Below are 14,648 nucleotides of genomic sequence, written 5' to 3'. Positions count from 1 at the left end.
TACACTGCACGGCCGCCGACCGTTGAAAGCCATGGACACCTTGCCGCCTTTACCCACCATTACGTTGGGCGAGTATCGCCACTTCAAGGGCGGGCGATATGAGGTGCTGGGGATTGTGCGCAGTAGCGAAACGCTGGAGCCGCTGGTGCTGTATCGGCCGCTGGACAGCGAGATCGGCCTGTGGGTGCGGCCTTACGCGATGTTCGTTGAACAGGTGGACGTGGAGGGCATGATGCGGGCGCGCTTTGCGCTGGTGACGTGATCGACGCTCGCCGTGATGTGTCAGCTGTCATTGGTCCGGTAAAACTGCCGTGAGCACAGCCAACGCGCCGCTCATCACGCCCGACGGGCGCTACCTCATCGTGCGTGGCCGGCTATGGCGCACCTCCAATCCACAGTTGAGCCAAGAGGCGCGCGTGGCTTTGGTCGGTGAGCTCATGGATGCACGGCGTGCGGTCAAGACGGCCAAGCGCCATGACGATATGCAGCAACTGGCGTGCGCGCGCGCCAAGGTCGATGCGGCCAAGATCGCGTTGGGAGAACGCGGCCCGGTGTGGTGGACCGATGGTGCCGACGACCTCAATCGGCATCTGGTCAAGAACACGCCCTATGCGGACTGGTTTGCTGGTCTCGACGCCACGGCTTAGCGTGCGTGCAGCACTACGCTGCAGAGACCGATCGCCAACGGTTGCGGCGGAACCCCAGCGATGGTCGTCTCGCACAGAACTGCGCATCTGCTGCGTGGCGCGACTTCCTAAGCACCTGGTGGAACGCAAGCTGTCGCAAGGACGACCTGTCGCAAAGAAAGTCGCAGAGTTGCAAACGGCCCAGCGCGACGCCGCCGCGCTGGGCCGTTGCTGCCAGCGTAGGGGACTCAGCCCAGGTCGCAGTTGCTCGGTTGCGGCCAGGTGGTGGCGGGCAGCATCGCCTTGACGGCGGCCGGCGCGGTGATGCCGATGGTGCTGGCACCGTACAGGTCTTCAAGCTCGTCGATGCTGACGATGTAGCTGTCCAGCGAACCCAGACTGGCACTGTTGGGAATCAACCAGCTGATGGCGCGCGTGCCGCCGCCCGGGTTGGCGGTGATGATGGTCTTCCAGAAGAAGTCCGGCGTCCGAATGCCGTGGCTGCTCAGGAAATAGTCGTTGCTGGTATCGCTGTAGATCACCCCGCCATAGACCTGCACACTGGCGATATCGCGGTAGCACTCGGCCACGTTTTCTGCGCGCACCCAGATGCCCTGGTTGAAGCTGGACACCTGCGGCACGATGTTGGACATCAGGTTGGCGCGACGGATGTAGGTCGCGTTGTAATCCATATGGTTGGAGGTCACCAGGTGGCCGCGGTCGTAGCCGGTGCGCACGCTGGCATACGAGGCGGTGGACGTTTGTCCGGCGCAGCCGCTCGGCAGCTCGGTGTCCAGGTTGAAACTGGAGGGGCGCGCGGCCGATCCGGTATCGGCTTGCAGGACGTACTCGTAGCGCAGCGCGGTGTGGTTGGTGCAGTCGTAGCGCAGCGTATAGCCGCCCTTGTTGAGGGTGACGACCTGCGCCTGAGCTGCGGCACTGAAGGCGGTGAGAAGCAGAACGGCGAAGAAGGTCCTAAAGCGCATGGAGTGAATCTCCTGGGTATCGTTCGGGCGCACAACGCCGTCGTCGATGCCCGTGAGGCAGATCGACGTACTGCGCAATGCAGTGAGAAAGGTGAATCGCTGGCCCGTCCCCTAGCGAGCACGACAGCTATCGCATGCGAATGTTGCTTGCCTATGACGAAGGCGACACGAAACCGATGCACAACGCAGCATGCTGTGGAGGTGTGACGCGTTTGGCAGCTGCTGATGTGCCGGCGCGCGCAGGACGGCGCTGCTGTTGTTCGATAGGATCGGCGGCCATTGCGCGCGATGCGCAATGGCGTGCAAGCGTCCGCCGGACATCATGCGAGCCAAGCCCACTCGGATGCCCTGATGCCGCGCGGCATGCCCCATTGGCACGTGGTCCAGCTGCAGGGTGATCGCTTGCCACTAGCGACTTCAGTCCTTCAATGGCTCCGCGCAGCATGCGGGATGCATCGATTCCCAATAAAAAACCCTCCTCCACATCGCTGCAGAAGAGGGGCGTTGAAGATCCAGCGGATCGATCTACCTAGGCGACTTGTTTGGTCGCAACCGGGTGTGCGGACGTTGCTTCCAGCTGAAACAGCGACACCAGCTGGGTCAGGGTGCTGGACTGTTTTTCCATCGCGCGCGCTGCGGCCATGGCTTCTTCCACCAGCGCCGCGTTTTGCTGGGTGGTTTCGTCCATCTGGATGACTGTCTGGTTGACCTGCTCGATGCCGGCCGATTGCTCGGTGGAGGCGGCGGTGATCTGCCCCATGATGTCGGTGACCCGGTTCACGCTGGCCACGATCTCGGTCATCGTGGAAAACGCCACGCCCAGGCAGTCCGGGCATGGCGATGTGGTCAGGCGAGTCGACCAACGGTACTGATACGTTTTTGCTAGCGTTGCTGCGGCCATCAAGCGAGCACGATGGTTGCAGACCCGGCTGCAGCGCCGGCAGCACGTGTGGAAGCGATCACGGGGCGGCGCTGGGCAATTTCACCACTACCTTGATCTCGAACCGGAAGCCGGCCAGCCAGGTCACGCCGACCGCGGTGACGGTGGGGTAGGGCGCCGGGCCCCAATAGCTGGCCCACCGCTCCCACGCCGCGTCGAACACCACGTCGGGGTTGACCATGAATAAGGTGACGTCGACGACGTCCTGCGATGTGCAGCCGGCGGCGCCGAGGATGGCGTCGAGATTGGCGAACGCCCGCGCGATCTCTGCGTCCAGGTCCGGCTCGGGTGAACCGTCCTCGCGGCTGCCGACCTGACCGGCAACGAACATCAAGCCATCGGCACGCACCGCCGGCGAATAACGATGGCGCTCATACAGCGCATGGCGGGCCTGCGGAAAAACAACGTCACGTGTGGTCATGGGGGCTCTCCTTCGAAGTGCGACAGAACGGACGTCCACCCTAAGCGCGCGACCATGCGCAATAAATCCGCAGGTGCGACCAACACTATTTGTAAAATCCAAACAATCTTGGTGCAGGAGGGGCGATGGACCGGTTCGATGCGATGCAGGCATTTGCGCGGGTGGTTGAGACCGGCAGCTTCACCAAGGCGGCCGAGACGCTGGAGATGAGCCGTGCCAGCGTGACGCAACTGGTGCAGCAGCTCGAAGCGCGCTTGCGGGTGAGGTTGCTCAACCGCACCACCCGCCGGGTGCACGTGACCGCCGACGGCGCCGCCTACTACGAGCGCGTCGTGCGCCTGTTGGCCGACATGGACGATGCCGAAACCAGCCTGTCCGCTGCAGCGACATTGCCGCGCGGACGCTTGCGTGTGGACGTGCCCAGCCCGTTTGCGCGCTTGATCCTGATGCCGGCGGTGCCGGCGTTTCATGCGCGGTATCCGGATATCCAGCTGGATATGGGCGTCAGCGACCGGCGCGTGGATCTGATCGGCGAGAACGTGGACTGCGTGGTACGCGGCGGCACCATCGCCGATCAATCGTTGATCGCGCGCCATGTCGGCGACCTGACAGCCGGTGTGTATGCGGCGCCGAGTTACCTGCACCGGCTAGGCACACCGTCGCACCCTTCCGAGCTGGAAAACACCCGGCATCGCTGCGTGGGTTTCATGCGTTGGGGCGCCACCACCACGGTGCCCTACGCGATGCGGCGTGGCGACGAAGCGGTGACCGTGCACGGCCGGCACGTCGTCGCCGCCGATGACGGCAATGCCTATCTTGCCGCGGGGCTGGCCGGCATGGGCGTGTTGTGGCTGCCGGTGTACATGGCCGCCGCACACGTGGCCAGCGGCGAGCTGGTATCGGTGTTCGAAGACTGGCAGCTGGAGCCGATGCCGCTGTCGATCGCGTTTGCGCCCAATCGCCACGTCAGCGCCAAACTGCGGGTCTTCATCGATTGGGTAATCGAGCTGATGGCCGCGCATGAGCATGTGGTGCACCCGGCGCTGCGTTGAGTGCTGGGTGAAGTGTTTGGCTGACGCAAGGAGGTGGCGCGTTGCGTGTGCGGCTGTCTTGATAGCAATGGCACGGCGCATGCGAATAGGCGTGCCGTGCGGCGCCGTGTTGCAGCACGCCTTCGGTAACGGTGACCTGCGCGGTGCCGTGTCACCCGCCCTCGGGGCCGCCGACAGCGCAACTCGGCATCACACCAACGCGGTCAAACGCGCCTACAGCAGCAGGTCGGATGATCCGAGGGATTCAGGCAATACAAGCAATGTGATAACGTATCATTTTACTTTCCCGTCAACGCTATGCCACCAGACGTACCGCCAAACGCTGCGATTTCCATCCGCGATCTGCACGTCGCCTATGCCGGGCGCGCGGTGTTGAGAGGGTTGAATCTGCATATCGCGCCGGGCAGCGTGTACGCGCTGCTCGGTGGCAACGGCGCGGGCAAATCCTCTACGCTGTCGACGCTGCTGGGCTTCGTCAAACCTGCTTCCGGCAGCGTGCGAGTGGACGGTATCGACCCGGTCGCTTCGCCCGGCAAGGCACGCGCACGGTTGGCGTATCTGCCGGAAAACGTCGCACTCTACGAGCACCTGAGCGCTCTGGAAAATGCCGACTACTTGCTTGCACTTGCCGGGCAGCGCTGCAGCCAGGCCGACATCGGCCAGGCCTTCGCGGCTGCAGGCTTGCAGCGCGAGGCCTGGGGCCAGCGTCTGGGCAGCTTTTCCAAGGGCATGCGCCAGAAGGTAGCCATTGCCGTGGCTACGCTGCGCCAGGTGCCCGTGCTGCTGCTGGATGAGCCCACCTCCGGGCTGGACCCGCGCGCCATTGCCGACTTCAACCGGCTGGTCGACGGCGTGCGCGAGCGCGGCGGCGCGGTGCTGATGGTCACGCACGATTTGCTGGGCGCCGTGGACGTGGCCGACCGGATCGGGTTTCTCGAAGACGGACGCATCGTCGAAGACATCGGCGCTGGCGACAGCGGCTTCGATGTGCGCACCCTGCACGCGCGCTTTGCGCGGCCTCAGGAACGCGCGGCATGAGGGTGCGTGCATGAGTGCGGTGTGGCTGGTCGCTCGCGAAGAGCTGCGCTTCATGGCACGCAATCGCTCCGCCGCCATCGGCGTGGTGTTGCTGATGCTGCTGACCCTGGTCGCGGCGCTGACCGCTGCGCATCACCAGCGTGAGGTCACCGAGTTCCGTGCGCGCCAGCAACAGGCCGCGCAGCAGGCCTTCGACGCGCAACCGGACCGCCACCCGCATCGGGTGGTGCATTACGGTCATTTCATCTATCGCCCGTTGCCGGCGCTGGCCGCATTCGATTCGGGGGTGGATGCCTTTACCGGCAACAGCATGTTTCTGGAAGGCCATCGTCAGAACACCGCCAACTTCGGCGATGTACGTCAGAGCTCGCTGCTGGTGCGCTTCGGTCAACTGACACCGGCTTTTGTGCTGCAGGTGCTGGCACCATTGATGCTGGTGTTTCTGGGTTACGGCGCCGTGGCCCGCGAACAGGAGACCGGCACGCTGCGCGTGTTGCTGCTGCAGGGCGCCACGCGCCGGCAACTGCTCGGCGGCAAATATCTCGCGCTGGCCGCGGTGGCCGGCGCGTGTCTGTTGCCGGCGTTGGTCGGCTTGCTACCGATCGCGCTGTTGCCAGGCCAGGCGGTGTTGGTGGCGCTGCTGGTGCTGGCCTATGGCGTGTATCTGCTGGTGTGGTGTGGGCTGGTGCTGGCGGTATCGATGCTGTGCCGGCGCGGCCGCGATGCGTTGCTGGTGTCGCTGGCGCTGTGGGTGTGGCTGGCTCTGCTGGTCCCGCGGGTGGCGCCGGACGTGGCCAGTGCGGCGTACCGGTTGCCCACGCGGCTGGAAACCGACGTGGCCATCCAGCGCGACCTGCGCACGCTCGGCGACAGCCACAACCCGGACGACCCGCATTTTGCGCAGTTCAAACAACAGGTGCTGGCGCGTTACCGCGTGCAACGCGTGGAAGACCTGCCGGTCAATTACAAAGGCTTGTTGGCACTGGAAGGTGAGCGGCTCACCGCCAGCCTGTTCGAGCGCTATGCGGCGCGCGATGCACGCATCCAGCAACAGCAGAATCTGCTGGTGCGCAGCTTTGCCGCGCTCAGCCCGACGGTGGCATTGCGCGAGGTCTCCATGACCCTGGCAGAAACCGATCTGCGTGCGCATGAGCGCTTTCTGGCGCAGGCCGAGCACTACCGTTACATGCTGGTGCAGCGGCTCAACCAGTTGCAGGCCGATGCGGTCAGCATGGCCGACGACACCGCGCAGGACGCAGGTGCCGATCAGCGTAAGCGCATTTCGGCAGCGCATTGGCAGCGTATCCCGGTGTTTACGTTCACCCCGGCGTCCAACGCGGATGTCGTCGGTGCGGCCGCTGTGCCGCTGGGTCTGATCGCGGCGTGGATGCTGGCCGCCTTGTCTCTGTTGCTGGCCGCCGGGCGGCGCGTGGGAGTGGCACGCTGATGGTGCTGTGGAAATACGAAGTGCTGTTGTTGCTGCGCGCACGCGCGGCTATGGCCGGGTTGCTGCTGTTGACGCTGCTGACGGTGTGCAGCCTGCTCTCCGGGCAGCATGTCATCGACGCGCAGCGCGCCAACATCGCGCGCATCGCACCGTTGCAGCGGGAAGACAGCGCAGCGGTGGAGGCGTATGTCACGCGCTCCAACGATGCCGGCAGCGCGGCCTACTACAGCTTCCATCCGACCTGGGATGCGCCATCGCCGTTGGCCTTTGCTGCCGTGGGCATGCGCGATGTGGCGCCTTACATCCTGCGCATACGCGCACTGGGCCTGGAAGCGCAGGTCTACGATGGCGACAGCTATAACCCCGAGCTGGCGTTGGCCGGACGCTTCGATTACGCCTTCGTGCTCGTGTTCCTGCTGCCACTGTTCGTGATCGCGTTGCTGTTCGACCTGCGCTCTGGCGAACGCGAGGCCGGGCGTGCACGCATGCTGGCCGCGTTGCCAGGTGCCGGCGCCGCATCGCTGGTACGCCGCACCGTGGTACGCGCGGTGGCGGTGCTGGTGTGTCTGGGCGTGCCGTTCGCGGTGGCCGCGACGTTGAATGCGGTGCCGCCGCTGCAGCAACTGGTGGTCCTGGCGCTGACGTGTGCGTATCTGCTGTTCTGGGTGCTGCTGGCAGTGGTGGTGGGCCGCATCCATTGGCGACCGGCCGCACATGCCACGGCGCTGGCCACCTGCTGGGTGGTGCTGGCACTGGTGGCGCCTGCGTTGGCGCATGTGGCGATCAATCAGGCAGTGCCGGTCAATCAGGGCACCGAAATTGCGCGGCTGCAACGCGAGGCGGTGAACCACGCCTGGGATATTCCGCGCCAAGCCACCATGCAGCGGTTCTATGCGAGCAATCCGCAGTGGGCCGATTCGCCGCCGTTGACCGACGCGTTCCACTACAAGTGGTATTTCGCCTTCCACGAAAACGGCGACCGGCAGGTCGCCCCGCAGGTGGCGGCGTATCGCCAGGGGCTGCTGCGCCGCGAGACGTTCGCCCGGCAGGTGGCCAGTGTGTTGCCGCCGGTGGCAGTGCAGGCCGCGCTCACGCGCCTGGCGCGCACCGACCTGCAGGCGCAGCTGGCCTATCAGGCGCGTATTCGCGCCTATCACCAGACATTGCGCGCGTTCTATTACGGGTATCTGTTCCGTGATCGGCCGTTTACGGGCGACGACTTCCAGCGTGCGCCACGTTTCGATGCTACCGCCAAGCCCGCGCCGCAGGGCAGCTAAGCGCGGCTGACCAAACGACTGCGCTCATTGCCAGGCGGGCGCGACCGCTGCTCGGCGCGGCATGCATCACTCCTACGCTCTGAGGCTGGGCGCGCCATCCACACCGAGCCGCGGACTGTGCGCTACTTTTTTGCCGCTTTCAGCAGTAAGTCAAGGCTGAAAAGTGATCAGCTGCGAAGAGTGTGGCCGTGCGGTTTCGGCAGCAAGTGCTGCAAGGAACAGCAGAGGTTGGCGGCGACCGCCGATAAAGGCATTGGTTTCGGGCAGCAGCGTTGGCCAATGTGGTGTGACAGGTTTCTTGCGACGATGGAGCAGATCGTGCCCCGGTTTGCGCTATGTGCGGTGATCGAGCCGTGCTGCCCCAAGACGGGCGCTGGCCGGAGTGGAGCGGATGCTGCGGGTGTAGTTGGCGCAGCACGGCTCACCCTGATTGACGCGGCGTGCGCGTAAGCCTGACGGGACGGCACGACCGCGTATTGGTTTGTCGGGATCGACCTGGACCGCAAGCGCGCCCACATACGCGCGAGTTCATGAACCAGCGCGTCGTCCGCACACACTGGAAACTGCAGAGCACCGCACGGTGGGCTTCATGCGCTGTGGCGACTGCGTGTCATGGCAGCTGGTCCTGCAGCGCGATACCGAGCAAGTGCAGTGCAAGGCGGCAAAGGGATGGTCATGACGACGGAGATGCCTGGCTTGCGACCGGGTTGGCCGTCATGGGCATGCTGTGGTTGCCGCAGCAGACTGTCGATCGTGTTCCCGCCCAACCCGCATGTGCGCACAGAGCTTACGTGCCTTCATCGACTGGGTGATTGCGCTGATGGCCGAGCATGCGCCGGTGATCGCGCCATGATAAGGCTTGGGTTCGATGCGATCGGCCTGTCCCGCGTCCTCGCATGCGATTGGGAGTTGCAGGGTGCGCTGTGTGCGGTCAGTCGGCTGCCGCGCAGTTGCCACCATTGCCGTATGCGCTTCGAGGCCGCCGGCCCGAGACATCGGAATATGCTGCATGCATGACGCTGCGAACGTCAGGCGATGGATCAGGCGTCCGGCTCCATGAGCTGCAGCTTATGACTAATTGCCGAACATAGTGTTCGGTGCGGAGGTGGTCTGTAATTAAATCGATTTTTATAAATAACAATAATTTCTTCTGTAATCCACGTATTACGGATTGGTGGATACTTAAAAATTGCGAATAATTTATGTGACATGATTCCGGTAATTGCTGAAAATATCAGAAAGAATGCGCGCCGACGTGTGGAATTCGGCATCAATGAAAATATATATCATATTTAATCGGAGAATAATTAATGTTTAAAAAGTTAATGGCGCCCGGCGCGTTTCTGCTGCTGGGCCCGCTGCTTGGACTGTTGTCTCCCGCGGCCAAGGCGCAGCAATCGCATGGATTTGTCGACGTGTCGATCAGCGAGGACCAGCAAAAGACGGCACTTGCCTATTGGACGCCGGCCCGTATGGCAAGTGCATTGGCAGCGACAGGCGATCAGGATCTTCCCACTCACGGACGTGACGGCATGCTGAAGCCAGACCGTGTCGATCCGGCCGGTGGGGTCGAGATGATGTCGACCGGGCGCCTATTCTTTCTTGCCAATGGGCGCGATTCGTATTGCACTGCTAATGCCGTGCAATCTGCAACGAAAAGCGTCATCGCGACTGCAGCGCATTGTGTGCAGAACCCGTCCAATCGTCCGAATGGCCCACGGATCGAGCATCTGGTGTTCCTTGCGCATTATCGGAATGGCGAGTGGTCGGGGCGCTTTCCGGTGCGGAACGTCCACACGGTTACCGGGTGGAGTGGCAATGGCGATGCGGGATTCGATTTTGCTTTCCTGAGTCTTGGGCGCGACAACTATGGTTCGCGCATCGGCGATCTCGTTATAGAGAGTCCGGTGCGGTTTGCGGCGCCGCCAACGCTAGGAAATTTTTACGCCTATGGTTATCCCAATGCGATTGGTGGAGGGGAGCTCCCGCAGAAGTGCTCGGGCCGTGCCACCGAAAGCCCGATCTTCCAGCCCGGTCCGGAACTACGTGTTGTGCGGGGCTGTCTGAATTTCTCGGGCGGCGCCTCCGGCGGCCCGGTCATGCAAACATTGCCCGATGGCACATATCAGACCGGTAACGTTAAGGGGTATAGCCCCGGTGCAGGCGGGACCGTGACGATGACCTACTGGGAGAATGCGGCGCACGGTGCCTGGGATCGCGCGCAGCACGACCAGTAGCGCGGTACATTTACGACGTGCCGGGATCGGTCATCGCCGGGCGTAGGCACGCACGTGAGAGACCGACTCGGCATTGTCATCGGTTCCCCTTCCGGAGGTGGCGCGCAAGAAGTTGGTGCTGGCGGCCACGCGTCATGCATGCCGTTACGACAGAGCGAAGCGCGGTTGGGTTCGGCGTTGAGTCGCAAGGCAGTGCGTTATGCGCACGTGCGCCAGTTCAAGCGCAGGCATTGTGTGCTGCGACGGCCGCGCACTGTTCTGGGGCGCGTGGTGTGCGATATGCAGCGCGAGCTGCATCAGGTGTGAGCAGCGTGCGTGAGTGCATCGCTGTCAGGCTGGACGCGCGTCTGGATCCTCACGATTGGATGCTTCCTCTTGGACCTCTTGCCCCGTTTATCGCCGAGATTGGCGTTCGAAAGGGATTTCTCAGGAGAGACGCATACGTTTCACCGACGGCGGTGAAGTGCTGAAACGATACCTCTCGATTCGATCCACCCGCGGCCTCCATCATCTGCGCGGGTAGCGCAGGTCCGGTGTATCAATCCAAGCATCGATGCGGCCGCACCAACGCGGCCGCGCTTCACGACGCGGCTTGGGGCCTGAATGGTAGTGATTGTGCGCACGATGAAGGCACGGAGCGCCCGCAATCACCCTGCGCTGCGTCGCTTCGACGTACCGCTACGGCTGCGCTTCTTGCCGGCTGCCATTGGTGCGGCCGTTTCGTCGGCCAGCACGCCGCCATGCTGCATCTGCTCCAGCCACGACAATGCATCGACATAGCCGAGGAAGTGCTGCAAGTAGCCGGGCGAGCGTTCGCGCATCAGGGTGATGCAGCGGTGCACCAGGACGCTGGAATTGAGCGGGCCGGCGTCCTTGGGCGCGTCCTGCAGCGATTGGCGCACCTGGCTGGCGGTGCGCACGGTGGTCCAGGTACGACGGAAATCGTCCAGCGCCGGCAGCTCCGGGAATAGCTGCGTATCGGCGGCCGCGGTCTTTCTGCTGTCCACTTCCATCAACGCGGCGTGGCCTGCCAACTGGTCGGCCAGGGCGCCAAGCGGGCTGCGTTGCACTGCCTGCGATGCAATGCCGGCATGCGCGCCACGCGCAGTTTTCTTGAGGGTGGCCGCGTACGCATCGACCAGGCCGGCGAGCTTTGCTTCCAGCACCGCACGCACCGCATCGGCCTGCGTTTCGGCGCGCATCGCCAGGGTCTGCATCAGATGGAAGCGCACCGGGTCCAGCCGGTCGGCGCCCTGGCTGCGCCAACGCTCCAGGCGCGCGCGTGCGGAGGCCGGCGTGCTCATCGGGTGGCGGCAGCCTGCGTGGGCGCTGCGCGCTGCGCGCCGGACGGGCGGGCGATCGGTGCGATTTCCACCCGGCGATTCTTGGCGCGGCGCGCTTCGTCGGCGTTGGAATCCACCGGTTGCTGCGAGCCGAACGCCGCAGCGAACACCGATGCGGCCGGCACGCCGTCGGCGATCAGCGCGCGGGTCACGGTGAGCGCGCGCTGCGCGGACAACTCCCAGTTGTCGGCATAGCGGCGGTTGCCGCCCAGCACCGGGCGGTCGTCGGTAAAGCCGCTGACCATCAGGATTTCCTCGCGCGCGCTCAGGTATTGCGCCAATGGCGCAGCAAGCGATTTCAATACCTCGCGCCCTTCCGGCTGCAGTTCATCGGAGTTGAATGCAAACAGCACGTTGCCGCGGATGCCGATGCGGCCGTCGACCAGCGTCACGCGGCCGGCGGCCAGTGGCGCCGCCAGCGCCTGTTCCAGGGTCTTGCGACGCTGCGCTTCGGCCTGGCGCTGTTTGACCTCCTGATCGAGACGGCTGGACAGCTGCAGCTGTACGCCGATCACCCCGACCAGGATCAGCACGAACGCGCCCAGCAACACCGACATCAGGTCGCCAAAGGCGGCCCAGATCGGTGTGCCCGATTCGCCGTCGCTTTCGATCTCCTCGCTCATGCCGGCTCCGCTGCGCCGGCATCGCTGCGGCGGCCCTCCAGCTGACGCAGTTCTTCGATGATCTGCTTCTGCGACAGCATGCTAAGGTCGACCACTTCACGCGCCTGCGCCACGTAATACGCCAACTGGTCGTCGCTGCGTGCCAGCGACGCATCCAATGCAGTGGCCACGTGTTGCAGGCGTTCGTTGAGCTCGCCGGTGGAGGTGCTGAACAACTGCACCGCCATGCCGAAGGCTTCGCCCAGGCTGGCCACTTCCACCGCGCTGCCGCTGACGTGCGCGGCCACCGCGCCGAGCTTGCCGGTTTCGCTGCCGATCTGTTCGGTGAGCTGGCTGCCCACGCGTTGCAGCAGGTCCGCCGAGGTGGTGACCAGCGCATCGACGGCCTGGCGTTGCTCGGTGGAGGCGTGATTGACTGCGTTGAGCAAGGTGTCCAGCGTGGCCAGCAGGCGGCTGCGTTCTTCCAGCATGGCGGTGTCGCGCACCATGCTTTCCGACAGGTTCTGGCGCAGCTCGGCCACCACGTCGGCCGCAGCCTTGGGGGCCTCGGAGGCGATCTGCATCAGGCGCGAGATCTCGGCAATCGTGGCGCTGGTCTGCGCCTGCGCCTGCGTGGACAGCTCGCTGGCGGTGCTGGCCAGGGTGTCGCAGATGGCCTGCTGTTGCTGGGTGACGCGCTCGCCGGTTTGTTCCCACTGCGTGGCCAACGTGGCGCTCATCGCGGCAAAGCGCTCGCTCCACAGGGCAAGACGCTGCGCATCGCGCGCTTCCAGCGCGGCCTGCAACTCGGTATGCGAGTGCTGCAAGGTGCCGACCAGGTCTGCGGCATGCGTGTCGAAGCTGGCGGTTGCCGCGGCCAGCGCCAGCTGGTGCTGGGTGGCCAGTGCGGCACTGGCATGTTGCTGTTGTGCCAGCGCGTCGCTCCAGGCAGTGGCGGTTTCGCTGCTGGACTGCTCCATGCGCTTGGACACCGCATCCACCAGCGCGTTCGAACGCGCATCGAAGGTGCTGGCGAACTGCGTCAGGGCGCTTTGCAGGTCGTGGGTGAGCGTGTGGTTGGCGCGTTGCTGCTCGGCCACTGCGGCGGTCCAGCTGGCGGCCGTGGCGGCGGTGCTGGCCTCGAATCCGCTGGTCAACCCGTCCAGCTGCTGTTGCACGGCCTGCTGCACGACATGCTGCAAGGTAGTGGTCTGCTGTGCGAGCTGTTCCAGCGTGGCCTGCACTTGCGTGCCGAGCGCTTGTGTGGCGCGTTGTTGTTCGGCCAGCACCGATGCCCAGGTGTCGGCATGGGCGGCGGTGCTGCGCGCAAAGCCGTCATCCAGTGCGTGCAATTGTTGCTGCACGGCGGCGCCGACGCTGTCTTGCAGGGCGCTGCTGCGTTGTTCGACCTGCGCCAGCGTGGCGTGCATCTGTTCGCTGAGCGCCTGCTGCGCGTGCTCCTGTGCGGCCAGCGCCGCCTGCCAGTGCTCGGCCGCACTGCGTGCGCTGTCCTTGAAGCCGGCGTCGAGCCCCTGCAGTTGCTGCTGCACGGCGGTGCTTACGCCATCCTGCAATGCAGCGGTGTGCTGGGCGATCTGCGCAAGCGTGATCTGCAGCTGCGTGGTGAGCGCCTGCTGCGCGTGTTCCTGCGCGGCAAGCGCAATGGTCCACTGTTGCGCAGCGCTGTTGGCACTGCGATCGAACCCGCTGCTGATGCCGTCCAGTTGCTGCTGCACGGCCTGGGTGAGTTGCGCATGCAGTGCGGCGGTATCACGCGCAATGCTGGACATGGTGGCTTCCATCGCCGGCTGCAACGCTGCGCCAACCGCGCGCGCGCTGTCTGCAACGCCGACCTGCAACGATTGCTCCATCGACGTGGCCAGCCGCGCATACGCCGCTTCGGTTCTGGCGTGGAACTCGGCCTGCTGTGCGGCCAGACGCGCGTCGGCGGCGATGCTCTGCTGCTCGATGCTGCCCATCAGCGCCTGCAGGCGGTCGATCAAGGCCGGCATCAACGCGCTTTGTTGCTGCTGCAGCTTGAACACTTCGCCGCGCTGGTGCGCGTCCGAATGGGTATGCAATTCGGATGCGATCTTCAGATCCAGCTGTTGCACGGCCTGCAGCCGCTCGCGGCGGCATAGCGCCGACAACAGGCCCAGCATGGCCGAGGTGGCAACACCGGCGATGGAGGTGCCGAAGGCGAATGCCAGGCCTTCCACCGGTGCCGCCAGCGAGCCGCGAATGGCCTGCAGGTCGGTGGCGCTTTGCAGTGCAAACCCGGTGCCCTTGAGGGTGGCCATCATGCCGAGCAGGGTGCCGAGCATGCCCAGCAACACCAGCAGGCCGACCAGATACGGGGTCAGCACCGGCGCCGGCACCGCCACGCGCGCACCCTGGATGCGCAGCCGCACCGCATTGCGCAGGCTCGGGTGCAGCTGCTCCAGCCACGCGTCCAGCGCCGACGGCGCGGCGGTGAGCCCGGTCACTGCGGTGTCCAGCGTTGCGCTGGCCTGACGGTAGCGATACAGCTCCAACGCACCGGCGAGGTAACACGCACCGATCACCGCCGCGACGCAGGCTCCCAGCGGGTTGTTGCCCAGATAGCCGAACCCGACCCAGCAAACCGCCAGCAGGCCGACGAGAAACACACACACGTGTACGAGAGTTTTGAACATGACG

Annotated in this window: 12 protein-coding genes and 2 pseudogenes; 8 read left to right on the top strand and 6 right to left on the bottom strand. The window is 64.7% G+C overall.

All coding sequences use genetic code 11. The annotated features are described in order from the left end of the window. Positions 1–31: 31 nt before the first annotated feature. Both BJD12_RS09700 and BJD12_RS09695 read left to right on the top strand, forming a co-directional pair. Positions 32–262 carry a DUF1653 domain-containing protein gene (locus BJD12_RS09700; protein ID WP_005988063.1) on the top strand — a complete coding sequence of 77 codons (231 nt, stop codon included), beginning with the start codon at positions 32–34 and terminating at the stop codon, positions 260–262. A gap of 49 nt (positions 263–311) precedes the next feature. Next, positions 312–647 (top strand): hypothetical protein, encoded by a 336-nt coding sequence (locus BJD12_RS09695; RefSeq protein ID WP_005988064.1) that lies wholly within the window; start codon positions 312–314, stop codon positions 645–647. 227 nt (positions 648–874) lie between these two features. Here the strand turns inward: BJD12_RS09695 and BJD12_RS09690 are convergent, their stop codons facing one another. The 3 genes and pseudogenes from BJD12_RS09690 to BJD12_RS09680 form a co-directional block, all read right to left on the bottom strand. Beyond that, the gene (locus BJD12_RS09690) at positions 875–1,612 is read right to left on the bottom strand and encodes a DNA/RNA non-specific endonuclease (protein WP_039424338.1); all 738 of its coding nucleotides are present in this window, start codon (positions 1,610–1,612) and stop codon (positions 875–877) included. Between the two features lie 529 nt (positions 1,613–2,141). Beyond that, positions 2,142–2,426, bottom strand: a pseudogene (locus tag BJD12_RS09685) (methyl-accepting chemotaxis protein); the annotation flags it as partial. A gap of 145 nt (positions 2,427–2,571) precedes the next feature. Further along, positions 2,572–2,973: a Rid family hydrolase gene (locus BJD12_RS09680; protein WP_005988067.1), complete on the bottom strand. Its 402-nt coding sequence runs from the start codon at positions 2,971–2,973 to the stop codon at positions 2,572–2,574. A 125-nt stretch (positions 2,974–3,098) separates the two neighbouring features. On the opposite strand from BJD12_RS09680, the gene BJD12_RS09675 reads away from it, so the two are divergent. The 6 genes and pseudogenes from BJD12_RS09675 to BJD12_RS24575 form a co-directional block, all read left to right on the top strand. Beyond that, a complete protein-coding gene (locus tag BJD12_RS09675; RefSeq protein WP_005988068.1) occupies positions 3,099–4,025 on the top strand; it encodes a LysR family transcriptional regulator in 927 nt (308 codons plus the stop codon). Positions 4,026–4,322: 297 nt separating this feature from the next. Further along, the gene (locus BJD12_RS09670) at positions 4,323–5,063 is read left to right on the top strand and encodes an ABC transporter ATP-binding protein (protein ID WP_005988069.1); all 741 of its coding nucleotides are present in this window, start codon (positions 4,323–4,325) and stop codon (positions 5,061–5,063) included. Between the two features lie 10 nt (positions 5,064–5,073). Then, complete coding sequence (locus BJD12_RS09665) at positions 5,074–6,510, top strand: ABC transporter permease (RefSeq protein ID WP_005988070.1); 1,437 nt, start codon at positions 5,074–5,076, stop codon at positions 6,508–6,510. After that, the gene (locus tag BJD12_RS09660; RefSeq protein ID WP_005988071.1) at positions 6,510–7,787 is read left to right on the top strand and encodes a DUF3526 domain-containing protein; all 1,278 of its coding nucleotides are present in this window, start codon (positions 6,510–6,512) and stop codon (positions 7,785–7,787) included. The genes BJD12_RS09665 and BJD12_RS09660 overlap by 1 nt, the downstream gene beginning before the upstream one ends. Before the next feature lie 1,310 nt (positions 7,788–9,097). Continuing rightward, entirely contained in the window at positions 9,098–10,024 is a 927-nt protein-coding gene (locus BJD12_RS09650) for a trypsin-like serine peptidase (RefSeq protein WP_126936578.1), read from the top strand. Positions 10,025–10,112: 88 nt separating this feature from the next. After that, positions 10,113–10,324, top strand: a pseudogene (locus BJD12_RS24575) (IS5/IS1182 family transposase); the annotation flags it as partial. A 347-nt stretch (positions 10,325–10,671) separates the two neighbouring features. Here the strand turns inward: BJD12_RS24575 and BJD12_RS09640 are convergent. Genes BJD12_RS09640 through BJD12_RS09630 form a run of 3 tightly spaced genes read right to left on the bottom strand, consistent with a single transcriptional unit; the run spans position 10,672 to position 14,644 of the window. Continuing rightward, complete coding sequence (locus BJD12_RS09640; protein WP_005988075.1) at positions 10,672–11,328, bottom strand: DUF2894 domain-containing protein; 657 nt, start codon at positions 11,326–11,328, stop codon at positions 10,672–10,674. Next, on the bottom strand, positions 11,325–11,990 hold the full coding sequence (locus tag BJD12_RS09635; RefSeq protein ID WP_005988077.1) for an OmpA family protein: 666 nt from the start codon (positions 11,988–11,990) through the stop codon (positions 11,325–11,327). Before BJD12_RS09635 ends, BJD12_RS09640 begins: the two co-directional genes overlap by 4 nt. Next, a complete protein-coding gene (locus tag BJD12_RS09630; RefSeq protein ID WP_042827581.1) occupies positions 11,987–14,644 on the bottom strand; it encodes a DUF802 domain-containing protein in 2,658 nt (885 codons plus the stop codon). Before BJD12_RS09630 ends, BJD12_RS09635 begins: the two co-directional genes overlap by 4 nt. Positions 14,645–14,648: the final 4 nt, after the last annotated feature.

The sequence above is a fragment of the Xanthomonas vesicatoria ATCC 35937 genome (assembly GCF_001908725.1).
GTDB lineage: Bacteria > Pseudomonadota > Gammaproteobacteria > Xanthomonadales > Xanthomonadaceae > Xanthomonas > Xanthomonas vesicatoria.
This window is presented reverse-complemented; position numbering and strand designations above follow the sequence as displayed.